Below are 20,772 nucleotides of genomic sequence, written 5' to 3'. Positions count from 1 at the left end.
CGCGCGACTTGGCCGGCTGGGGCGCGCTGTGCACCTTCATCACGCGCTGCCGTGGGGCAGCGGCCAAAGGGGCCTACCGCCTGCCGCCGCTGGCCGTGGCGCTGGCCGCGTTGCCGGGCTGCGAATGCCTGTGGGCGCCCTGTCGCAGCGATTGGAAGGGTGGCGAAATTGCTCCTGAATTGGAAGCTGTCTGCGCAGATCGCATTAAGGCTGCAAGCACTTTTCACTTGATAACCGGCCTCTTGCTGGAACTGCACGGCGATGCCAGCGACCCGCTCTGGCTGCTGGCGTTGCAGCGCTTGTCGGCCGCCACCGGCCTGCCGCTGATCGCCGCGGGCGACGTGCACATGCACGTGCGCGCCCGCAAGCGCCTGCAGGACGTGATGACCGCCATCCGCCTGGGCCGCCCGGTGCAGGCCTGCGGGTTCGAGCTGCAGCCCAATGGCGAACGCCACCTGCGCCCGCTGGCGCGGCTGGGCGACTTTTATCCGCCCGACACGCTGGCCGCCACGCAGGCGGTCGCGGCGCGCTGCCACTTTCGGCTGGAAGAGGTGAAATACAACTATCCGCAAGAGGCCGTGCTGCCCGGTCTCAGCCCCACGCAGACCTTGGCGCGGCTCGTGCGCGAAGGCGCGGCGTGGCGCTTCCCGGGCGGCACCTTGCCGCACATCCAGGCCTTCATCGACAAAGAGCTGGCGCTGATCGCCGAGTGCCGCTACGAGATGTTCTTCCTCACCGTGCACGACATCGTGCGCGCGGCGCGGCGCATGGGCATCCTGTGCCAGGGCCGGGGCTCGGCCGCCAACTCGGTGGTCTGCTATTGCCTGGGCATCACCGAGGCCGACCCGCGCATTTCCAACCCGCTGCTGGAGCGCTTCATCAGCCGCGCGCGCCGCCACGAGCCGCCCGACATCGACGTCGACTTCGAGCACGAGCGGCGCGAAGAAGTCATCCAGTACATCTACCGCAAATACGGCCGCCACCGCGCCGCCCTGGCCGCCACCGTCATCAGCTACCGCACCCGCAGCGCCCTGCGCGACGTGGGCATGGCGCTGGGCGTGGACGCGCGCTTGATCGACGCTTTCTCCAAGGGCCACCATTGGTTTGACGACGGTCTGGCCGAGCATCGGCTGGGCGAGCTGGCCGCCCAGGTGGGTGCAGCCGTCAACCCAACGCAGGCCCGACTGTGGCTGGAGTTGACGCGGCAGCTCAAAGGCGCGCCGCGCCACCTCAGCCAGCACGTGGGCGGCTTCGTGTTGACCGAAACGCCGCTGCACCGGCTGGTGCCCGTGGAGCCCGCTGCCATGACGCGCGAGGGTGATTGGGAAAACACCCTGGGCGTGCTGCCCGATGAAGTCGACGCCAGTGGTGATGACGTGGTCCCTTCCCACGGTGATCCCGGCGGCCACCCCCGCGCCGGCGCCGCCGAAGCGCCGCCGCCCGCCGCCCGCCCGTACGAGCCTTCGCCCCTGGACGCGTGGCTGCCCGCGCCGCCCGCGTTGCGCCAGGTCATCCAGTGGGACAAGGACGACCTGGAGGCGCTGGGCATGCTGAAAGTCGACGTGCTCGCGCTGGGCATGCTCACCGCCGTGCGCCGCTGCATCGATCTGGTCAGCCAGCGGCGCGGCCATGTTTTCACGCGCGCCGACATCCAAGGTGAAGACCCCGCCACCTACGAAATGATCCGCCGCGCCGACACCATCGGCACCTTCCAGATCGAAAGCCGCGCGCAGATGAGCATGCTGCCGCGCCTCAAGCCCACCACCTTCTACGACCTGGTCGTGCAGGTCGCCATCGTGCGGCCCGGCCCCATCAGCGGCGGCATGGTGCACCCGTATTTGAAAGCGCGCGATCGGCAGCGGCGCAACCTGCCGATCGAATACGAACTCTCCAGCGACGATCAACCTGGTCGGCCTCCACGCCTGGCCAAGGCGCTGGCGCGCACCCTCGGCATCCCCATCTTTCAGGAACAGGTGATGGAGCTGTCGATGATCGCCGCCGGCTTTAGCGCCGACGACGCCGACCGCCTGCGCCGCGCCATGGCCGCCTGGAAGCGCAAGGGCGGCCTGGGCCCGTTTGAAGCGCAGCTGACCGAAGGCATGCTGAAAAACGGCTACAGCCCCGCATTCGCCGCGCGCATCTTTCAGCAGATCAAAGGCTTTGGCGAATACGGCTTCCCGGAAAGCCACGCCTACAGCTTCGCCCTCATCGCGTACGAAAGCGCCTGGCTCAAATGCCACGAGCCCGAAGCCTTCCTCGCCGCGCTGCTCAACTCGCAACCCATGGGCTTTTACGGCCCGTCCCAACTCATCCAGGACGCCCGCCGCCACGGCGTGCAGGTGCTGCCACCCGACGTCAGCGCCAGCGACTGGGATTGCACGCTGGAAGCGTGGGCGCCTGCCGCTCAATCGGGGTCAGAGTCCGATTTCTGCGGTGCTGAATCCGATGCGGATGCCGCCTTGCACCGCGGTGCCGGCGGTAATGAGATCAACGCCGATTTTAAGTCAAATCACCTTCCAGCCCAACAACCACTTGCGCGGCCAGCTCCTGATGCGATAGCAAACATCGCCTGCGCCGACACTCCCACCCGCCCCGCCGTGCGCCTGGGCCTGTGCCTGGTCAAGGGCCTGAGCCAAACCGCCGCGCAGCGCATCGAAGCCGCACGCGCCCAGCAGCCCTTTGCCAGCGTCGACGACCTGGCGCGGCGGGCAGGGTTGGACACGCGCGACTTGAATGCCTTGGCCGCCGCCGACGCGCTCGCCAGCCTGGCCGGCCACCGCCGCCAGCAGGCCTGGCGTGCTGTGAGCCCCCACGCTCCCCCGCTGCGCGAGGTGCGCTGCCCCGATCCGGGGAAGGGCCCCCGGACCAGCCGGGTGCTGGGGCCCTCGCCGCCTTCGGGCGGCCGGGCGGCGGCGAGTCGCGTGCCCCACACGCCTTCGCTGCTGCAAGACGCCCCCATCCACGAACCCGCGCTGATCCTGCCCCCCGCGCCCGAGGGCGAAGACATCGTGCACGACTACGCCGCGCTCGGCCTCACTTTGCGCCGCCACCCGCTGGCGCTGCTGCGCCCGAGGTTGGAGCGCTGGCGCCTCAAAACCGCGGACCAGCTGCGCGACTTGCCCCACGGCCGCCGCGTGCGCGCCTGCGGCCTGGTCATCGGCCGCCAGCAGCCGGGCACCGCCAAGGGCACGATCTTCGTCACGCTGGAAGACGAAACCGGCCCCGTCAACGTCATCGTCTGGAAAAGCGTGCGCGACGACGAAGCCCAGCGCAACGCCCTGCTGCGCGCGCGCCTGCTCGCCGTCGAAGGTGAATGGCAGCGCGACAAGGACAGCGGCGGCGAAGTCCGCCACCTGATCGCCCAGCGCTTTCGCGACCTCACGCCCCTGCTGGGCCGGCTGGGGGAATTCACTAGCAGTCGGGATTTTCATTGACGCTGTCGCGCCATGGGATCGCGGTAGCGTGTTGGCTTCAGCCCGGGTATTGAAACAACGCGCGCCGGAACGCCTGCGCCGCCAAGCCGAAGGGTTCGTCGATCCGGTGCGCCAGATAGGCTTCCATCGTTACCTGGCTGTGGCGGCCCAGCGCCCGCGTGGGTACCCGCACCAGGCGCCCTTCTTGCAAGTCGCGTTCGATCTGCCAGAGGGGCAACCTGCCCCAGCCCAGGCCAGCGGCGATCATGGCGTGCTTGGCGTCCTGCGTGGAGACGCGGCAGACCTGGTTGGACAGCACACCGAAGCTGCGGCCGTCAGACAGCGGCGACGGGTCGGACTGCACGATCTGCAGGTGATCGGCCAGCGCGGTGGGCCCTGCGCTGGCAGCGTCCAACTGCGCCAGCGGGTGCGCTGCAGCGACCACCGCCACGTGCCCGATGGCGCCCACCGCCTCCACCGCGATGCGCGGGTCGCGAAATTCTTCGCCGACCACAATCGCAAGCTGGCAGCGTTTGTCCAGCAGCGCCGCAATCGGTCCGCCCAATGGTTCGACGGTCAGCCGAATCGCCACCGAAGGGTATTTGCCGCGCGTTTCGCGCAGCGCGTGACCGACGACGGGCAGCGGAAACAGCGTGTCGACCGTCAGACCCAACTGCAGCTCCAGCGCGCCACCCAAGTCCCGTGCGCGCGCTCGCATCACGTCCACCCGCAGCAAGATGTCACGCGCGTCGGCCAGCAGGCCCAGCCCCTCTGGCGTCATCGTGGGGCGATGGCCCGAGCGGTCGAACAGCTTCACGCGCAGCTGGTGCTCCAAGTTGGCAATCGCCTGGCTGACGGCGGACTGCGCGCGCGACAGGCTGGCGGCACCGGCGCGAAAGCTCCCGCGCTCCGCCACGGCGACGAAGGTGCGCAACTGGTCCAGTGACAAGGCGTCCAACATGATCGTTTTAACCGATTGAAAACATCACAATAACAGCACTTTTCAAGATCAATACCGCGCCCTACGATTTGGTCAGAAGGTACACAACCCGATGACCAAACACACCAACCGCATCGCACCAGAGCCCACAGCCGTCAGGGTGGCGCTGTGGCGCGCCCGGCACCTGGAGCTGGACGCGCAGCCCCCCATCCTGAACGACGCAGTGGGCCTGCAACTGGCCCAACCCACCGGTGACTGGCGCCGGCGCCCCGACATGCATGCCGAGCGCACCCAACCGTTTCGCGCGTCCATCGTGGCCCGCAGCCGCTTTGTTGAAGACTGCGTGCTGCAGCAGTTGGGCCGCGGCGTCACGCAATACGTGATCCTGGGCGCGGGCCTGGACACCTTCGCCCAACGGCACCCCGAAGCCCTGGCGGCCGGGCTGCACGTGTTTGAAGTCGACCAGGCCGGCCCGCAAGCCTGGAAGCGCCAGCGGCTGGAACAGTTGGGCCTGGGCGTGCCGGCTGGCCTTCACCTCATCCCCGTCGATTTCGAGTCCGACGCGGGCTGGTGGGGAGGTCTTTTAAACGCCGGGTTTGACCCGGCCAAGCCGGCCGTCATGGCGTCCACCGGGGTCAGCATGTACCTGACCAAGCCGGCGACCTGCGCCTTACTGCAGCAGGCCTCCGTGCTAGTCAAGGGCTCCTTTTTCATCATGAGCTTCATGCTGCCGATCGACCAGGCCGACCCCGACATTCGCCAGGGCCTGCTGCAATCCGCCAAGGGCGCACAGGCCGGCGGCACGCCCTGGATCAGTTTTTTCTCGCCGGAGGAGATCGTCCAGATGGCCACGGACGCCGGCTTTCCCCACGCACGCTGCGTGTCGGCCACCGAATGGAGCACGCTGTATTTCCAGAACCGGACCGACGGCCTGAAACCGGCGCGGGCCGAAGAACTGTTGGTGGCCACGACATGACGGCGTCAAATCACCCCTTGAAGGGCGAGCCCCCGCTGGACCTGGCGCGTTATGGCGCGCGGATTGCCTATGCCGGCCCACTGGACACCCGCCTGGCGACGTTGCGCGCGCTGCAATCGGCGCACATCGCGGCCATCCCCTTTGAAGCTATTGACGTGTGGCTGGGCGCGGGCGTCAGCCTGGCGCCGGCGGCCATCGAAGACAAGCTGCTGCGCCGCGGGCGTGGCGGCTACTGCTATGAACAGAACGGCCTGTTCCAGCGTGCCCTGGTCCAACTGGGCTTCACGGTGGAACCCCGCATCGCCCGCGTGCTGTGGGGTGGTGAGGGTGACGGCGCGTTTCAGCCGCGCACCCACATGGCGCTGCGGGTCGAAGCCGAGGGGCAGCCATGGCTGGTCGATGTGGGGTTCGGCGCCGCGGTGCCAACGGAGCCGCTGCCATGGCACAGCGACGCCGTGCAGGACACCGCACTGGGTCGTTACCGCCTGGTGCCGACCAGTTTCGGGCGCAAGCTCGAAATCGAAAGCAACGGCCAGTGGCGCCCGCTGTACGAGGTCTTTGACGAGCCGCCGCAGCCGCAGGATTTCGAGGTCAGCAATTGGTTCACGTCCACCCACCCGGACTCGGTGTTCCGTCGCCACCTGATCGTCGCCCGCGCAAGCCCGGCAGGGCGCACCACCTTGTTCGATGCCGAACTGTCTTTCCGGTCACCGGACGGTGCGGTGCGGCGGCAGTCGCTGAATGCGGCGCAACTGGAATCGGTTTTGCAGGACCAATTTCAACTGGTGGTTGAACCCGCCTGGCGCGCCCGGTTGGCTGCCCTGACCGACCAGGGCTGACCGGCCCGCGATGCACGCCGAGGGGCAGCCGACGGGCCGCTGCCTCGTCCGCCCTGGACAGATAAAATCATCGGTTTGGCGGCCGCTGTGTCGGCCACCCGCTCACCGCCCGCGATTGCTATAGATAAGATAGCTATCTGCGTAGATGGCTGTAGGGCTGCAACCCTAAAAGATCATGAAAACCGCCCAACCCCCCATGACCGTCGCGGACATCCGCAAAAGCTTTCTGGACTTCTTTGAAAGCAAGGGCCACACCGTGGTGCCGTCCAGCCCGCTGGTGCCGGGCAACGACCCGACGCTGATGTTCACCAACAGCGGCATGGTGCAGTTCAAGGACGTGTTCCTGGGCACCGACAAGCGCCCTTACGTGCGTGCGGCCAGCGTGCAAGCCTGTCTGCGCGCGGGCGGCAAGCACAACGACCTGGAAAACGTGGGCTACACGGCGCGCCACCACACGTTTTTCGAGATGCTGGGCAACTGGTCTTTCGGTGACTACTTCAAGAAGGAGAGCATCGAATGGGGCTGGGAGCTGCTGACCAAGGTGTTCGGTCTGCCCGCTGAGAAGCTCACGGCCACCGTCTACATCGACGACGACGAGGCCTATGAGATCTGGAATAAGGTCATCGGCCTGCCACCCGAGCGCATCATCCGCATCGGCGACAACAAGGGCGGCAAGTACAAGTCCGACAACTTCTGGATGATGGCCGACACCGGCCCGTGCGGCCCGTGCTCTGAAATCTTCTACGACCACGGCCCGCACATTCCCGGTGGCCCGCCCGGATCGCCCGACGAAGACGGCGACCGCTTCATCGAGATCTGGAACCACGTGTTCATGCAGTTCGAGATGCATGAAGACGGCAGCCTCACCAAGCTGCCCGCGCCTTGCGTGGACACCGGCATGGGCCTGGAGCGCCTGGCCGCCATCCTGCAGCACGTGCACAGCAACTACGAGATCGACCTGTTCGAGCGCCTGATCGCCGAAGCGGGCAAGGTGACCGGTTGCGCCGACCTGGCCAACCCGTCGCTGAAGGTGATTGCCGACCACATCCGCGCCACGGCGTTCCTGGTCAGCGACGGCGTCATCCCCAGCAACGAAGGGCGCGGCTACGTGCAGCGCCGCATCATCCGCCGCGCCATCCGTCACGGCTACAAGCTGGGGCAGAAGCAACCCTTCTTCTACAAGCTGGTGCCGGTGCTGGTCGAACTGATGGGCGCCGCCTACCCGCGTTTGCAGGCCGACGCCAAGCGTGTCGAAGAGGTGCTGAAGACCGAGGAGGAGCGCTTTTTTGAGACGCTGGCCAACGGCATGGAGATCCTGGACGACGCGCTGATCGCCGGCCGCAAGGAACTGCCCGGTCACGTCGCCTTCAAGCTGCACGACACCTACGGCTTCCCGCTCGATTTGACGCAGGACGTGTGCCGTGAAAAAGGCGTCACCGTGGACGTCGCCGGCTTCGACGAAGCCATGGCCGCACAAAAGGCCGCGGGTCGCGCGGCGGGCAAGTTCAAGATGGACAAGCAGGTCGACTACAGCGGGGCGGCCAACGTGTTCACCGGCTACGACGAACTGCAACACGCTTCTAAAGTGGTAGCGCTCTACGCAGACGGCGTGAGCGTTGACGCGCTGAAAGAAGGCGAAGCCGGCATCGTCGTGCTCGACACCACGCCCTTCTACGCCGAAAGCGGTGGCCAGGTGGGCGATTCGGGCGTGCTGGCGGCCGAAGGCGTCGAGTTCGGCGTGCAGGACACGCAGAAGATCAAGGCCGACGTGTACGGCCACCATGGCGTGATGACGCAGGGCAGCCTGAAGGTGGGCGACATGGTTGACGCGCGCGTCGACCAGGCCACGCGCGCCGCCACCATGCGCAACCACAGCGTCACGCACCTGATGCACAAGGCGCTGCGCGAGGTGCTGGGCACGCACGTGCAGCAAAAGGGCAGCCTGGTCGATGCGGAAAAGACGCGCTTCGACTTTGCCCACAACGCGCCGGTGACCGGCGCCCAGATCATCGAGATCGAGCGCCGCGTCAACGACGAGATTCTGGCCAACGCGCCGACGCAGGCGCGCGTGATGGACATCGAAAGCGCGCAGCAGACCGGCGCCATGATGCTGTTTGGCGAGAAGTACGGCGAGACCGTGCGCGTGCTGGACATCGGCAGCAGCCGCGAACTCTGCGGCGGCACGCACGTGCAGCGCACGGGCGACATCGGCCTGTTCAAGATCGTCAGCGAAGGCGGCGTGGCCGCCGGTGTGCGCCGCGTCGAAGCCATCACCGGCGCCAACGCGCTGCAGTACGTGCAGGGGCTGGAAGCCACGGTGCAGAGCGTGGCCGCCACGCTGCGCGCGCCCGCGGTGGAAGTGCAGACGCGCCTGTCGCAGACGCTGGACCAGGTGAAGTCACTCGAAAAGGAAATTGCCCAGCTCAAGGGCAAGCTGGCGTCCAGCCAGGGCGACGAGCTGGTGGGTCAGGCCGTGGAGGTCAAAGGCATCAAGGTGCTGGCCGCCGCGCTGCCCGGCGCCGACGCCAAGGCGCTGCGTGAAACCATGGACAAGCTGAAGGACAAGCTGGGCACCGCCGCCATCGTGCTGGCCGCCGTCGACGGCGACAAGGTGCAGATCGCCGCCGGCGTGACCAAGGACAGCGTGGGCAAGGTGAAGGCGGGCGAGTTGGTCAACTTCGTCGCCCAGCAGGTCGGCGGCAAGGGCGGTGGCAAGCCCGACATGGCGATGGCGGGCGGCACCGATGCGTCGGGCTTGCCCAAGGCGCTGCAAAGCGTCCAGGCCTGGGTCGCTGAACGCGCCTGACGCATGAATCGAGGCGTGCTGTCCCGGCGCCATCTGTGCTTGGCCATCGCGGCTGGCGCAGTCGCGGCGCCCGCCCGCGCGCAGCATGTGGCGAAACCCTGGCCCGCCAGCCGGGCCATGCCGCCGCTGGTCGGCCCCGATCTGCAAGGCCAGGCCTGGGATCTGGCCGCGCTGCGCGGCCGCGCGGTGCTCATCAACTTCTGGGCGACCTGGTGCGCGCCCTGCAAGGAAGAAATGCCCACGCTGCAGACGCTGGCCGAGCTGGAAGGCGAGCGCCTGGCCGTGCTGGCCGTCAACGTGCGCGAGCTGCTGCCGCGCGTCGTGCGCTATGCGCAGTCGGCGGGCCTGACATTCGCGATCCTGCCCGACCCGCGCGGTGAGATCACCCGCGCCTGGGACATGAAGGTCTTCCCCACCACGGTGCTGGTCGATGGGCGCGGGCGGCCGCAGCGCGTGGTCAGCGGGGCGGTCGACTGGACGGGCGCTGCGGCGCAGGACTGGATCGCCGCACTGCGGGGCTGATCGCCGGGCGATGCCGCGCGCGCTGCCCCAGCGCGGATAATCGCCCCTCCGCGCGCCGCCCTTGGCGCCGGTCACCTGCCTTCGGGGCATTGGCGTCGCTTGGGTTGAACCGGGCCGCCTCGTGTGCGCCGACAGGTGTTTCCACCCATTCGGAGTTCTCTACATGAACCTGGTACGCCGTGCCTTCATCGGGCGCGCTGCGGGCGTTGGCCTTGCCGCAACCCTGCCCTCAGCCTGGGCGCAAACCGCTCCTTCCCCCGCACCCCACCGCTTCGCCCCGCAGACGGGCGACTGGCGCACGTTCGACGTCGTCACGCGCGTGGACTTGCCCGCCACCCCCAGCGCCACGCGCGTGTGGGTGCCGCTGCCCTCCGTGCAGACCGCCTGGCAAACGCCGCTGGGCGACAGCTTCAGCAGCAACGGGCAGGCCGACGTCGTGGCCGATGGCCAGCAGGGCGTGCGCCTGGTCGCGGTCGATTTCCCGGCAGGCACCGCACAGCCCTTCGTTGAAGTGACCAGCCGCGTGCGCACGCAAAGCCGCGCGCCGGGCGCACCCCGCGTGCGCGAAGACGCCGCCACGCTGCGCGCCGCGCTGCAGCCCACGCGCCTGATCCCCACCGACGGCATCGTGCGCGACACGGCGCTGAAAGCCACGCGCGGTGCGCGCGGCGACGAGGCCAAGGTGCGCGCCCTGTACGACTGGGTGGTCGCCAACGCGTGGCGCGAGCCCACCGTCAAGGGCTGCGGCGAAGGCGACATCCGGACGATGCTGGAGACGGGCAATCTGGGCGGCAAGTGCGCCGACCTCAACGCGCTGTTCGTCGGCCTGTGCCGCGCGGCGGGCGTGCCGGCGCGCGACGTGTACGGCATCCGCCTCGCGCCCTCGGCGTTTGGCTACCAGCAACTGGGCAGCGGCTCGGCCAACCTGACGGGCGCCCAGCACTGCCGCGCCGAGGTGTATTTGCAGGCCAAGGGCTGGACGGCGATGGACCCGGCCGACGTGGCCAAGGTGATGCGCCAGGAGCGCCCCGAGTGGATCAAGCGCACCGACGACCCGCTGATTGCGCCCGTCTTCCGCGGCCTGTACGGCGCGTGGGAAGGCAACTGGATGGCCTACAACACCGCGCACGACGTCAAGCTGCCGGGCAGCCGCGGCGAAGCGCTGGGCTTTGTGATGTACCCGATGGCCGAGAACGCCGACGGCTGGTTCGACCAGTACGAGCCGGCGACCTTCAAGTACAAGATCAGCGCGCAGGAAGTGAAGGCCTGAGCCCTGTGCAGAGAAGAGCTACTGCTTGGAATTGCTCCTGAAACAGTAGCTGCTTGCGCAGGTGGTTGTAGCGCTGGGGTTCGATTTGACTTGAAATCGCTGCCCCGGCCCCGCGCTACACGCCGTCCAGCACGTGCGTGTCGGTGCGGCGCAGCACGCCCTTGTCGAACAGCGGCGTCAGCAGCGCGTCCAGCCACTCGGCCCAGCCCAGTTCGGGACTGTGCTGCTGGTGCAGCAGGTGCAGCGTGGGTGCGCTGTCCAACCAGGTGTGAAAGTCGGCCAGCGGCATCTGCTCGACATCCAGCAACTGGTACTTGACCAGCACCTTGGCCGCGTAGGCCGCGTGCTGGTGCGGGTGGGCGATGAAGTGCTCGATGCGGGTGCGCGCCCGCGCCATGGCCGCGTCGAACGCGCCGCCTGCGCGGCCGAACGCGGCGCCGTGGCCGGGCACGACGATCCGCGGCGCCAGGCGCTCGATCACGTCCAGCGTGTCGAGGAAGGGCTCGAAGCCGCCGCTGCCCTCGATGTACGGAAAGATGATGCCGACGCCGTGCTCCCACATCGCGTCGCCCGACACCAGCACGCCGTGCGTCGGCTCGAACAGCAGCACGGCCAGCGCGTCGTGGCCGGGCGCGGCGTGCACCTGCCAGTCGTAGTTGCCCAGGCGCACGCTCTGGCCAGGCACCAGCGCGTGCTGGGCGGCAAAGCGGTCGCAGCGTTGCACCGTGTCGCCAAAGGTGAGCTGGTCCTCGTCCCAGGCCAGCACGTGGGGCAAGGAAGGCTCGGGCACCCAGGTCTGCGCCTGGGGGTAGGCCGCCTGCAGCGCGCCGGTGCCGCCGCAGTGGTCGCTGTGCAGATGGGTGTGGGCGATGGTCGCCAGTGGCTGCGCGCCCAGGTGCTGGCGCACCAGGTCGACCGTGTCCGCTGCGTGCTTGACGTGGCCGGTGTCGATGATGGCGGGCGCGTCGCCCAGGCAAAGCAGGTTGTTGGAGGACAGCCAGTTGCGTTCGCACACCACCAGGTCGCCGGGGAGCCGCAATGGAGACATATGCAACATGTTCAACAATTAGAAAGTGCTAACATTTTTGAAGGGGTCTGTTTGCCTGGATGAAGATGGTCAACGCGGTGCGTGGCCGCCTGCCAAGCGTGCCGACACTGGCTTTTTTTCAAGCGGCGAAGGCCCAAATGCAGTTTATCCAACGTTTGCGCATCCGCTGGGCGATGCGCGAGTCCAACCTGCGGCGCGTGCGCAGTGCCTGCGCCATACTGATGCGCCATGTCGGTCTGAGCGGTCGCCTTGAATGCCTGACCACCCGCAACGCCATGGGCCATGCGGGCTACCTGGTGCTGATCGAATCATCACAGCACGTACCGCCGCATGTGCGCGCGGGCCTGCAGGCCTATTTCAGGCGCAAGCTGACCGAGCTGGGCGAGTTGCGCGGTTCGCCGCTGCTGAATGTGCAGGTGCGCGATGTCGATGACCTGACCCACGCGCAGGCGATGCCGGCCGATGTCGGCTCGGGCCACGTGGCTGCCACATTGATGGCCGCCAACGCGGGGCGCGAACCGGGCGAGGAACTGGCCGATCTGCGCCGCGACATTCGCCGCCGCTTGAACGAGCGGCGCGAGTCGCGCGCCGAGCACTACAGCCCGCGCCGTCCTATCGCGCTGACCGAGCTGGGCGATTTGCCGGCGAACTGAGCGCTGTAGCCGGGTATCGGCTCCGCAGTGGCGGCCTAGCCGTTGTGGTGGGCGCCCTTTCTGTGTCCGATCACGCCAGCGCCTCGGCTGGGCGCGCTCTCTGCAGCTGGCGCCGTGAACGGAACAAGCGCCGCTGCCCGGTGACCGGGTCATCGAAAGCCAACTCGCGCGCCAGCAGCTGCAGGGGTTGTGCCGGGTCGTCCGGCTCGCCAGGGCCGCGCAACACCGTCGGGTAAAACGCATCGCCCACGATGGGCGCGCCCAGCGCCTGCATGTGCAGGCGCAGCTGGTGGCGCTGGCCGGTCACGGGCCGCAGGTGGTAGAGCGCGTTGCCGCCCGCCAACGCCGCCGCGCGCTCGATGTGCGAGCAGCTGTTGGGCGCGCCCGGTACTTCGCGCGAGAGGAAGAAGCGGTCCGGGTCGCGTTCCAGCCGGCTGGTGTGCGTCAGTGGCGCGGTCAACGTCGGCAGATCGGGCGCGACGGCTTCGTACAGCTTGTCCACGCGCCGGTCGCGGAACAGCGCCTGGTAGGCGTCGCGCGTGTTGGGCTTGATGGCGAACACCACCAGGCCGGCCGTTTCGCGGTCGATGCGGTGCACGGGCGACAAATCGGGCAGCGCCAGCGCGCGCTTCAGGCGCACCAGCAGGCTGCGCTGGATGAATTGGCCACTGGGCGTCACGGGCATGAAGTGCGGCTTGTCGGCCACCACCAACCCTTCGTCCTGGTACAGCACCTGCGCGTCTTCAGGCGCGTCGGGCTCGGCGTCCAGCTGGCGGTAGTAGAAGACGCGCTGGCCTTCGGTGGGCGTCCGCTGCGCATCGACCGGCGTGCCGTCGGCGTTCAGCACATCGCCGGCCGCCAGGCGCGCGGCCCACTGCGCGCGCGGCAGCACGGGCAGGCGCTCGCACAGAAAGTCCAGCACGCTGGCCCACGGCCCGCCGTGCACCACGGCGCAGCTGGCGCTGACGCCGTCGCGCAGCGGCAGCGCGTCGGGGCGGCGGGGGCGGCTCATGCGGTTTTCAAGCCCAATCGCCCGCTGACCGTACAACCACTTGCGCGGGCAGCTTCTGTCTAGATAGCGGGCGCGGCGCTGCCCGGTGCGGGCCCGCTGTCCGCTGCTGCCACAACACCCGCGTCCGTGCGGCGAAAGACCAGGTCCCACACGCCATGGCCGAGCTTGAGGCCGCGCCGCTCGAACTTGGTTTCGGGTCGGTACGCGGGTGTGGGCGCGTAGCCGTCGGCGGTGTTGGTCAGCAGCGGCTCGGCCGACAGCACGTCCAGCATCTGCTCCGCGTAGGGCTGCCAGTCGGTGGCGCAATGCAAATAGCCGCCGGGCGCCAGGCGCTCGGCCAGCAGACGCACCAGCTTGGGCTGAATCAGGCGGCGCTTGTGGTGGCGCGACTTGTGCCACGGGTCGGGGAAGAACACGTGCACGCCGTGCAGGCTGGTGGGCGCGACCATGTTTTGCAGCACCTCTACAGCGTCGTGTTGCAGGATGCGCACGTTGTGCAGGTCCTGCTCGCCGATCAGCTTGAGCAGCGCGCCCACGCCGGGCTCGTGCACCTCGCAGCCGAGGAACAGTGTGTCCGGCATCAGCGCCGCGATGTGCGCCGTGGCCTGGCCCATCCCGAAGCCGATCTCCAGCACGGCTTTGTCGTATTTTTGGCCGCCAGCCCTAGAGCCATCTGCGCAGGCAGCTACCAAATCTGTAGTGGCGGCGTCGTACGGCAGGATGTACTTGGGCCCCAGTTCGGCCAGCGCGCGGGCCTGGCCGATGGTGGTGCGGCCGGCGCGCACGACAAAGCTGCGCACCCCGCGCGGAAAGGCGACGTTGGGGGCGAAGCCGGGTTGAGCGGCAGCGGCAGCCGCGTGGTCGGCGGCGGTGGTGTCGGTGGTGGAAACCTCGGGCGGCACAGCGCCGTCGCCGTGCCCGGTAGCGGCCGTCACGGCTGGGCGGGGCCGTCGCCGGCTGGGGCATCGCCCGACCACGCCTCAAACGCCTGGTCGACGGCATCGGTCGGGGCCGCGTCGGCGGCGGCCTTGCCGTTCGGCTTTTTCAGCGAAACGCGCTCCTTGCGCTCGTCGGGCGTACGCGGGGCGCTACCGTAAATGGAGTACTTGCTGAGCAGCGTGACCAGCTGCGCGTACACGCGCGGGTTGCCGGCCAGGCACTCGGTTTGCTCGATGTGGCCGGCTTCGCCGCTGAAGTTGCCGATCAGGCCGCCGGCCTCGGTCACCAGCAGCGAGCCGGCGGCCACGTCCCAGGGCTTGAGGCCGGTTTCAAAGAAGCCGTCGGTGAAGCCCGCGGCGACGTAGGCCAGGTCCAGCGCAGCGGCGCCGGGGCGGCGCAGGCCGGCGGTGCGCTGCATCACGTCGCCCATCATCTTCAGGTAGGTAGGGAAGTCGTCGCCCTTGCGGAACGGGAAGCCGGTGGCGATCAGGCTTTCGGCCAGGCGCGTGCGCTTGCTGACGCGGATGCGCCGGTCGTTCACGTAGGCGCCGCGCCCGCGCGTGGCGGTGAACAGGTCGTTGCGGGTCGGGTCGTAGACCACGGCCTGCTCGATGCGGCCCTTGACGCTGAGCGCGATGCTCACGCAGTAGACCGGAAAGCCGTGGATGAAGTTGGTGGTGCCGTCCAGCGGATCGATGATCCACACATGGTCCGACTGCGGGTTGCCGTGCGTGCTGCCGGATTCTTCGGCCAGGATGCCGTGGTTGGGGTAGGCGGTCAGCAGGGTTTCGATGATGGCCGCTTCGCTCGCGTGGTCGACCTCGGTGACGAAGTCGTTGATGTTCTTTTGCGAGATGCGGACCGCTTCAACGTCGAGCGCGGCGCGGTTGATGATGGCGCCAGCGGCGCGCGCGGCGCGAATGGCCACGTTGAGCATGGGGTGCAGGGAGGACGACATGGATTGTGTGAAGAGCGGTGGACCGGCGGCGCGCAAGAGGTGGCAGCCCAAGCCGGTGCCGCGCGATGGCGGCCAAAGATGGGATTTTCCCACGGATCGGTCCCGCGCGCACCCCCCCCGCGTGCCCGCTCGGCCGGCAGGTCACACGGGCGCCGCTGCAATTGGTTGCGATCTGGGGCGGGCGCGCGTCTGCTCCCTTCTTGAAACTGCGGGCTGGCGTCCCGACCGTAGGGATGTCCGCCCGCCAGCGGTTTTCAGATCGGATGGCGGCAGTCTTCTTCACGACGCAGGAACCCGCCATGACCCAGTCGACCCACCGCGTCAAGCTGTTCGATGACCTGATCAAGGAATTCGCGCCTGGCTTCTTCATCAAGCCGCTGCAAGGCGAGCAACTGGCGCCGGGGCAGATCCGCCTCGACGTGCGCGAAAACGAGCAGGCGTTCACCGTGCTGGCCGAAGTGCCGTGCGTGCCGAAGGACCAGATCGACGTGTCGATCGACGGCAGCGTGGTCACGCTGCGCGCCGAGGTGAAGCCGCAGCCCGGCCCGGGCGAAGGCGACAAGGTGCTGCGCACCGAGCGCTACGTCGGCGCGCTGGCGCGCAGCTTTCAGCTACCGGCCGATATCGACCAGGCGGCGGCGCGCGCGAAGTACGAAAACGGCATCCTGATCCTCACGCTGCCCAAAAAGCAGGCGGGCGCGGCGCAGCGGCTGAACATCGACTGACGCGGCCTATTATGGCGCCGCCTGGCAGGGGCGGTGTCAGGCGTCTGGTGCGGCCAGCGTCGCCAGCAATTGCTCGGCCATGCGTTCGGGCGTGCTCAGCGCATCCACCGCCAGCACCTGCCGCTGCGGCATGCTGCGCAGCCAGGTGATCTGGCGCTTGGCCAGCTGGCGCGTGGCGGCGATGCCGCGTTCGCGCAGCAGCGCCAGCTGCGCGGCGGTCAGGGCGCCCGACGGCGCGGCGTCGTCCAGCGCCTCCCACGCCTGCCGGTAGCCGACGCAGCGCATGCTGGGCAGGTCGGGCTGCAGGTCGCCGCGCGCGCGCAGGCGCTGCACTTCGGCCAGAAAGCCGGCGTCCAGCATGGCGTCGAAGCGCTGGGCGATGCGCGCGTGCAGCCAGGCTCGGTCGGCGGGTTCCAAGGAAAACAAGGGCATGGCCCTAGAACCATCTGCGCGGTCAGCTCCTGTTTTTGTAGTATGCAGCGCCGACAGCGGGCGCCCGGTGATCTGCCACACTTCCAGCGCACGCTGGATGCGCTGGCTGTCGGCGGGTGCCAGGCGCGCGGCGGTGACGGGGTCGACGGCGGCCAGCTCGGCGTGCAGGGCGGGCCAGCCTTGTTCGGCCGCGCGCGCTTCAATGGCGGCGCGCACGGCGGCATCGGCCGGCGGCAGGTCGTCCAGACCGTCGGCCAGTGCCTTGAAGTACAGCATGGTGCCGCCGACCAGCAGCGGCAGCCGCCCGCGCGCGCGGATCTCGGCCATCAGCCGTTCGGCATCGCGCACGAATTCGGCCGCGCTGTAGGCCTCGGTCGGCTCGCGGATGTCGATCAGGTGGTGCGGCGCAGCGGCCAGCTCGGCGGGCGTGGGCTTGGCGGTGCCGATGTCCATGCCGCGGTAGACCAGGGCCGAATCGACACTGATGATCTCCACCGGCAGGCGCTCGGCCAGCGCCAGGGCCAGCGCGCTCTTGCCGCTGGCGGTGGGGCCGGCAATGCCCAGCGCGGGCGGCAGGGCAGCGTCAGTGCGTGGGGTCGCCATAGCGCGGCACCAGAAACCAGGCGGTCAGCGCGATCACGCTGCACCACAGCAGAAAGCCGAGGCCGAGCGGGCGGGCACTGCCGTCCATCGCGCTGCCCAGCCACAGGCCCATGGGGAAGGCTACCGCCATCATGATGAAACCGTTCAGCGCCGAGGCGGCGCCCGCCATCTGCGGGAACGGCGACACCGTGCCGCTCTGGCCCACCGGCTGGTGCACCCCATGCGCCACGATGAACAGCGCCTGCGGCAGCACGATCGCCCACAGGCCGTGCCAGGGCTGGCCCCAGCCGCCCCAGGCCAGCACGGCCATCAGCACGCCCGCGCTGAAGGTGATGCAGCCGGCCCAGCGCACGGTGCGCACGATGCCCCAGCGCACCAGCAGGCGGCGGCAGGCCACGGTGCCGGCGATGTACAGCACCGAATTGGCCGCCATCACCGCGCCGTAGGCCAGACGCGACAGGCCCAGCGCCTCGATCAGCAGGAACGACGAGGTGGCCAGGAAGGTGAACAGCGCCACGTACGAGCCCGTGGACAGCAGCGAATAGGTGATGAAGGTCGGGTGCCGCGCGATCGTGCCCCAGGCCCGCAGCAGCGCGGCCGGGCGCAGCGCGTCGGGGTTGCGCGCGGGGATGGTTTCGTCGAAGCGCAGCACCAGCAGCGCCAGCGTGCCCAGACCGAACAGCACCTGCACCGCCATGGCCGCGCGCCAGTGCACGGTCTGGGTCAGCAGGCCGCCCAGCGGCGCGCAGCAGATCGCGATGACACCCAGGCCGGACAGGCCCTTGCTCATCATGCGGGCGCCTTCCAGCGGCGCGTACAGGTCGCGCACGATGGCGCGGGCGCACATCACCGCCGCGCCCATGGCGGCGCCCTGCGCGATGCGGGCGACGATCAGCAGCTCCATCGTCGGTGCCACCACGCAGGCCAGCGCGGCCAGCACGTAGGCTGCCATGCCCCACAGCAGGATCGGCTTGCGCCCAAAGCGGTCGGACAACGGGCCCCACACCAGCTGCGACACGCCGAAGGCCAGCAGCAGCGCCGCCAGCGTCAGCTGCACCTGCGGCATGGGCGCGCCCAGGTCGGCCTGCAGCGCCGGCAGGGCCGGCAGGTAGACGTCGGTCGTGACGGGCTGGATGCCCAGCAGCAGGCCGAGCAGCACGACGATGATCAGGGGCGACATGCCCGGCGCCGCGGCGGCTGGCGCAGGCGCGGCACGCGGCGAAAGGGTCGACGGGGTGGGCACGCGGCGAGGGTAGCAGATGGGCGCGCGGCGGCAGCCTGTGCCGCTGAGAGCGGGCGCCGGGCGTGTTACCGCGCGGTTCAGCGGTCAGGCGTGGGGTGGCGAGTCAGCCGCTGCCCAGATATTTGCTAGCTAATCAATAGCTGCTTGCGCTGGTGGTTGTATGGCGAAGTGCCAAAAACACTTGAATCAGGCGCCCGCTGCAGCGCTCAGTGGCGGGGGCGCGCCAAAGCAGCCGTCACCGAACAGCGCGGGCAGCGCGGCGCGGTACTGGTCCTGGCCGACGCTGTTGGTGTTGTGGTGCGAGCCGCCTTCGACCAGCACAAAGCGCTTGGGCTCGGCGGCGGCGTCGAACAGCTGACGGCCCAGCGCCGGCGGGATCAGCCGGTCCTCGCTGCCGTGCACGACCAGCACCGGCGAGCCCACCTGCGCGATGCGCGCACGCGAGTCAAAGCGCTGCGTGATCAGCGGCCCCACCGGCAGCCAGCCCCACTTCATGGTGCGCGCCACGTCGGGGATGGAGGTGAAGGTGCCTTCCAGGATCAGCCCGCGCTGGTCGCGCACCTGCTCGGCCAGCTGCACCGCCACGCCGCCGCCCAGCGAGTGGCCGAAGATGAAGCGCAGCGCATCGGGGTGCTGGCGCGCCAGCCAGTCCCAGGCGGCGCGCGCGTCTTCCAGCGCCATGGCTTCGGACGGCAGACCGGCCGAGCTTTTGCCAAAGCCGCGGTAGTCGATCGCCAGCACCGAAAAGCCCAGTTCCTGCATGCGCCGGATGCGGCTGGCCGAGCCGCGCACGTCCCAGCGCGCCCCGTGCAGGTACAGCAGCACCGGCGAAGCGCAGGCGGCACGGGCATCGGCCGGATGCCACAGGCCGTGCAGGCGCACCGGCTGGCCGCTGGCGCGCGAATCGAAGTCGATCCACACGTCCTGCATGCCTTCGGCGACGGTGGCCGACTGGCCCCAGGTGCGGTCGGTGGGCTGGAAGATCCAGGCGCGCTGCTTCTCGTCCAGCGCGGCGCAGCCGGCGAACGCGGCAGCGCCCAGCGCGGCGACCACGGCAAGGCGGAATCGAGAAATTGTCATGACCGGGGATCGACGCTGGCGGCACCCGAAAGTTCTGCAGCCCGCGCAGGGGGTGGAAACAGACCGTCACAGAACCGACTTGTGGGCGTCATACGCTCGCGCCCCAGCCATTGTTTTTTTGGAGGAGTTGAATGCGCACACGCTTGGTTTCCCCCCTGCTCGCCAGCGCCCTGGTGGCCGCCAGTCTGGCCGCCTGCGGCGGCAGCGACGACAGCGCCTGGAACACGCTGAACGGCGACAAGCCCTTGGTGATCGGGCACCGCGGCGCGGCCGGCTACCTGCCGGACCACACGCTGGAAGGCTACCGTCGCGCGGTCGAGATGGGTGCCGATTTCATCGAGCCCGATCTGGTCGCCACCAAGGACGGCGTGCTGGTGGCGCGGCATGAGCCCAACATTGTCGCCACCACCGACGTGAAAGACCGGGCCGAGTTCGCCAAGCGCAAGCGCAAGGCCATGGTCGACGGCTTTGAGGAAGAAGGCTGGTTCGTCAGCGACTTCACGCTGGCCGAGTTGAAGACGCTGCGCGCGGTGCAGCCGCTGTCGGACCGCGACCAGCGCTACAACGGGCAATTCCAGATCCCCACTTTCGAGGAAGTGCTGACGCTGGCCGAAACCGAGTCCAAGCGCACCGGCCGCACCATCGGCGTGTACCCCGAAACCAAGCACCCGACCTACCACCAGCGCCTGGGCTTGCCGTTGGAAGACCGCCTGCTGGACGCGCTGGCCAAGCGGGGGCTGACCAAGAAGTCGTCGCCCGTCATCATCCAGTCCTTCGAGACCGGCAACCTGAAGTACCTGCGCGGCAAGACTGCGGTGCGCCTGGTGCAACTGGTGGACGGCTACGACATCCACCCCGATGGCAGCATCGACTTCAGCCTGCCCTGGGGTCAGCCTTACGACCTGACGGTGGCGGGCGACAAGCGCAACTACGGCGCGTTGCTGACGCCCGCGGGCCTGGCGGACATCAAGAAGTACGCCGACGGCATTGGCCCCTGGAAGCCTTACCTGATCCCCACGCGCCTGACGCTGGGCGCCGACGGCAAGCCGGTCGATCTGAACGGCGATGGCGCCATCGACGAGCGCGACCGCCGCGTCATGCCGGCCACCTCGGTGCTGGCCAACGCCCACAAGACCGGCCTGTTCGTGCACCCCTACACCTTCCGCAGCGAAGCCAAGCGCCTGGCAGCGGACGACAAAGGCGACCCGAAGGCCGAGTACCGGCGCTTCTACGAGCTGGGGGTGGATGGCGTGTTCTCTGACTTTGCCGACCACGCCAAGGCGGCGCGCGACAACTGAAGCCGGGCGGCAAAG

Annotated in this window: 17 protein-coding genes; 9 read left to right on the top strand and 8 right to left on the bottom strand. The window is 68.8% G+C overall.

The window, feature by feature from the left end:
* Window positions 1-95: 95 nt before the first annotated feature.
* A complete protein-coding gene (locus FVQ98_RS20060) occupies window positions 96-3,434 on the top strand; it encodes a helix-hairpin-helix domain-containing protein (protein ID WP_417629347.1) in 3,339 nt (1,112 codons plus the stop codon).
* Window positions 3,435-3,471: 37 nt separating this feature from the next.
* On the opposite strand, the gene FVQ98_RS07660 is transcribed toward FVQ98_RS20060, so the two are convergent.
* The gene (locus FVQ98_RS07660; protein ID WP_147912848.1) at window positions 3,472-4,374 is read right to left on the bottom strand and encodes a LysR family transcriptional regulator; all 903 of its coding nucleotides are present in this window, start codon (window positions 4,372-4,374) and stop codon (window positions 3,472-3,474) included.
* 91 nt (window positions 4,375-4,465) lie between these two features.
* On the opposite strand from FVQ98_RS07660, the gene FVQ98_RS07655 reads away from it, so the two are divergent.
* The 5 genes from FVQ98_RS07655 (at window position 4,466) to FVQ98_RS07635 (ending at window position 10,766) form a co-directional block, all read left to right on the top strand.
* A complete protein-coding gene (locus FVQ98_RS07655) occupies window positions 4,466-5,329 on the top strand; it encodes a class I SAM-dependent methyltransferase (protein WP_147912847.1) in 864 nt (287 codons plus the stop codon).
* Window positions 5,326-6,168: an arylamine N-acetyltransferase family protein gene (locus FVQ98_RS07650; RefSeq protein WP_222707583.1), complete on the top strand. Its 843-nt coding sequence runs from the start codon at window positions 5,326-5,328 to the stop codon at window positions 6,166-6,168. Before FVQ98_RS07655 ends, FVQ98_RS07650 begins: the two co-directional genes overlap by 4 nt.
* Before the next feature lie 196 nt (window positions 6,169-6,364).
* On the top strand, window positions 6,365-8,974 hold the full coding sequence (gene alaS / locus FVQ98_RS07645) for an alanine--tRNA ligase (protein ID WP_187265670.1): 2,610 nt from the start codon (window positions 6,365-6,367) through the stop codon (window positions 8,972-8,974).
* A gap of 3 nt (window positions 8,975-8,977) precedes the next feature.
* Window positions 8,978-9,496: a TlpA family protein disulfide reductase gene (locus FVQ98_RS07640; RefSeq protein WP_147912845.1), complete on the top strand. Its 519-nt coding sequence runs from the start codon at window positions 8,978-8,980 to the stop codon at window positions 9,494-9,496.
* 163 nt (window positions 9,497-9,659) lie between these two features.
* Window positions 9,660-10,766, top strand: coding sequence for a transglutaminase-like domain-containing protein (locus tag FVQ98_RS07635; protein WP_147912844.1), 1,107 nt, complete (start codon window positions 9,660-9,662; stop codon window positions 10,764-10,766).
* 115 nt (window positions 10,767-10,881) lie between these two features.
* Here the strand turns inward: FVQ98_RS07635 and FVQ98_RS07630 are convergent, their stop codons facing one another.
* Entirely contained in the window at window positions 10,882-11,823 is a 942-nt protein-coding gene (locus FVQ98_RS07630; protein WP_147912843.1) for an MBL fold metallo-hydrolase, read from the bottom strand.
* 128 nt (window positions 11,824-11,951) lie between these two features.
* Between FVQ98_RS07630 and FVQ98_RS07625 the strand changes: the two genes are divergently transcribed.
* Window positions 11,952-12,467, top strand: a complete 516-nt coding sequence (locus FVQ98_RS07625) for a hypothetical protein (protein WP_147912842.1) — start codon at window positions 11,952-11,954, stop codon at window positions 12,465-12,467.
* A gap of 70 nt (window positions 12,468-12,537) precedes the next feature.
* On the opposite strand, the gene FVQ98_RS07620 is transcribed toward FVQ98_RS07625, so the two are convergent.
* Genes FVQ98_RS07620 through FVQ98_RS07610 form a run of 3 tightly spaced genes read right to left on the bottom strand, consistent with a single transcriptional unit; the run spans window position 12,538 to window position 15,376 of the window.
* Complete coding sequence (locus FVQ98_RS07620) at window positions 12,538-13,479, bottom strand: pseudouridine synthase (RefSeq protein ID WP_147912841.1); 942 nt, start codon at window positions 13,477-13,479, stop codon at window positions 12,538-12,540.
* Between the two features lie 59 nt (window positions 13,480-13,538).
* Complete coding sequence (trmB, locus tag FVQ98_RS07615; protein WP_370512930.1) at window positions 13,539-14,414, bottom strand: tRNA (guanosine(46)-N7)-methyltransferase TrmB; 876 nt, start codon at window positions 14,412-14,414, stop codon at window positions 13,539-13,541.
* Window positions 14,411-15,376, bottom strand: coding sequence for an inositol monophosphatase family protein (locus FVQ98_RS07610; protein WP_147912840.1), 966 nt, complete (start codon window positions 15,374-15,376; stop codon window positions 14,411-14,413). The genes trmB and FVQ98_RS07610 overlap by 4 nt, the downstream gene beginning before the upstream one ends.
* Window positions 15,377-15,675: 299 nt before the next feature.
* Here FVQ98_RS07610 and FVQ98_RS07605 point away from each other — a divergent pair, with 299 nt between their 5' ends.
* Window positions 15,676-16,101 (top strand): Hsp20/alpha crystallin family protein, encoded by a 426-nt coding sequence (locus FVQ98_RS07605; protein ID WP_147912839.1) that lies wholly within the window; start codon window positions 15,676-15,678, stop codon window positions 16,099-16,101.
* 36 nt (window positions 16,102-16,137) lie between these two features.
* On the opposite strand, the gene miaA is transcribed toward FVQ98_RS07605, so the two are convergent.
* The 3 genes from miaA to FVQ98_RS07590 form a co-directional block, all read right to left on the bottom strand.
* Window positions 16,138-17,136 (bottom strand): tRNA (adenosine(37)-N6)-dimethylallyltransferase MiaA, encoded by a 999-nt coding sequence (gene miaA, locus FVQ98_RS07600; protein WP_147912838.1) that lies wholly within the window; start codon window positions 17,134-17,136, stop codon window positions 16,138-16,140.
* The gene (locus FVQ98_RS07595) at window positions 17,117-18,316 is read right to left on the bottom strand and encodes a multidrug effflux MFS transporter (protein WP_147912837.1); all 1,200 of its coding nucleotides are present in this window, start codon (window positions 18,314-18,316) and stop codon (window positions 17,117-17,119) included. The genes miaA and FVQ98_RS07595 overlap by 20 nt, the downstream gene beginning before the upstream one ends.
* 249 nt (window positions 18,317-18,565) lie before the next feature.
* Window positions 18,566-19,459: an alpha/beta hydrolase gene (locus tag FVQ98_RS07590; protein ID WP_147912836.1), complete on the bottom strand. Its 894-nt coding sequence runs from the start codon at window positions 19,457-19,459 to the stop codon at window positions 18,566-18,568.
* A gap of 131 nt (window positions 19,460-19,590) precedes the next feature.
* Between FVQ98_RS07590 and FVQ98_RS07585 the strand changes: the two genes are divergently transcribed.
* Window positions 19,591-20,757, top strand: coding sequence for a glycerophosphodiester phosphodiesterase (locus FVQ98_RS07585; protein WP_147912835.1), 1,167 nt, complete (start codon window positions 19,591-19,593; stop codon window positions 20,755-20,757).
* Window positions 20,758-20,772: the final 15 nt, after the last annotated feature.

Origin of the sequence: Ottowia flava (genome assembly GCF_008017535.1) — a bacterium.
Classification (GTDB): Bacteria; Pseudomonadota; Gammaproteobacteria; order Burkholderiales; family Burkholderiaceae_C; genus Ottowia; species Ottowia flava.
The sequence above is the reverse complement of the archived record's forward strand: the minus strand, read 5'-3'. Positions and strand labels throughout refer to the sequence as shown.

Coding starts and splice junctions, on each gene's coding strand:
- FVQ98_RS07660 (WP_147912848.1), bottom strand. CDS start 4,374: ATGTTGGACGCCTTGTCACTGGACCAGTTGCGCACCTTCGTCGCCGTG.
- FVQ98_RS07655 (WP_147912847.1), top strand. CDS start 4,466: ATGACCAAACACACCAACCGCATCGCACCAGAGCCCACAGCCGTCAGG.
- FVQ98_RS07650 (WP_222707583.1), top strand. CDS start 5,326: ATGACGGCGTCAAATCACCCCTTGAAGGGCGAGCCCCCGCTGGACCTG.
- alaS (WP_187265670.1), top strand. CDS start 6,365: ATGACCGTCGCGGACATCCGCAAAAGCTTTCTGGACTTCTTTGAAAGC.
- FVQ98_RS07640 (WP_147912845.1), top strand. CDS start 8,978: ATGAATCGAGGCGTGCTGTCCCGGCGCCATCTGTGCTTGGCCATCGCG.
- FVQ98_RS07635 (WP_147912844.1), top strand. CDS start 9,660: ATGAACCTGGTACGCCGTGCCTTCATCGGGCGCGCTGCGGGCGTTGGC.
- FVQ98_RS07630 (WP_147912843.1), bottom strand. CDS start 11,823: ATGTTGCATATGTCTCCATTGCGGCTCCCCGGCGACCTGGTGGTGTGC.
- FVQ98_RS07625 (WP_147912842.1), top strand. CDS start 11,952: ATGCAGTTTATCCAACGTTTGCGCATCCGCTGGGCGATGCGCGAGTCC.
- FVQ98_RS07620 (WP_147912841.1), bottom strand. CDS start 13,479: ATGAGCCGCCCCCGCCGCCCCGACGCGCTGCCGCTGCGCGACGGCGTC.
- FVQ98_RS07610 (WP_147912840.1), bottom strand. CDS start 15,376: ATGTCGTCCTCCCTGCACCCCATGCTCAACGTGGCCATTCGCGCCGCG.
- FVQ98_RS07605 (WP_147912839.1), top strand. CDS start 15,676: ATGACCCAGTCGACCCACCGCGTCAAGCTGTTCGATGACCTGATCAAG.
- miaA (WP_147912838.1), bottom strand. CDS start 17,136: ATGGCGACCCCACGCACTGACGCTGCCCTGCCGCCCGCGCTGGGCATT.
- FVQ98_RS07595 (WP_147912837.1), bottom strand. CDS start 18,316: ATGTCGCCCCTGATCATCGTCGTGCTGCTCGGCCTGCTGCTGGGCATC.
- FVQ98_RS07590 (WP_147912836.1), bottom strand. CDS start 19,459: ATGACAATTTCTCGATTCCGCCTTGCCGTGGTCGCCGCGCTGGGCGCT.
- FVQ98_RS07585 (WP_147912835.1), top strand. CDS start 19,591: ATGCGCACACGCTTGGTTTCCCCCCTGCTCGCCAGCGCCCTGGTGGCC.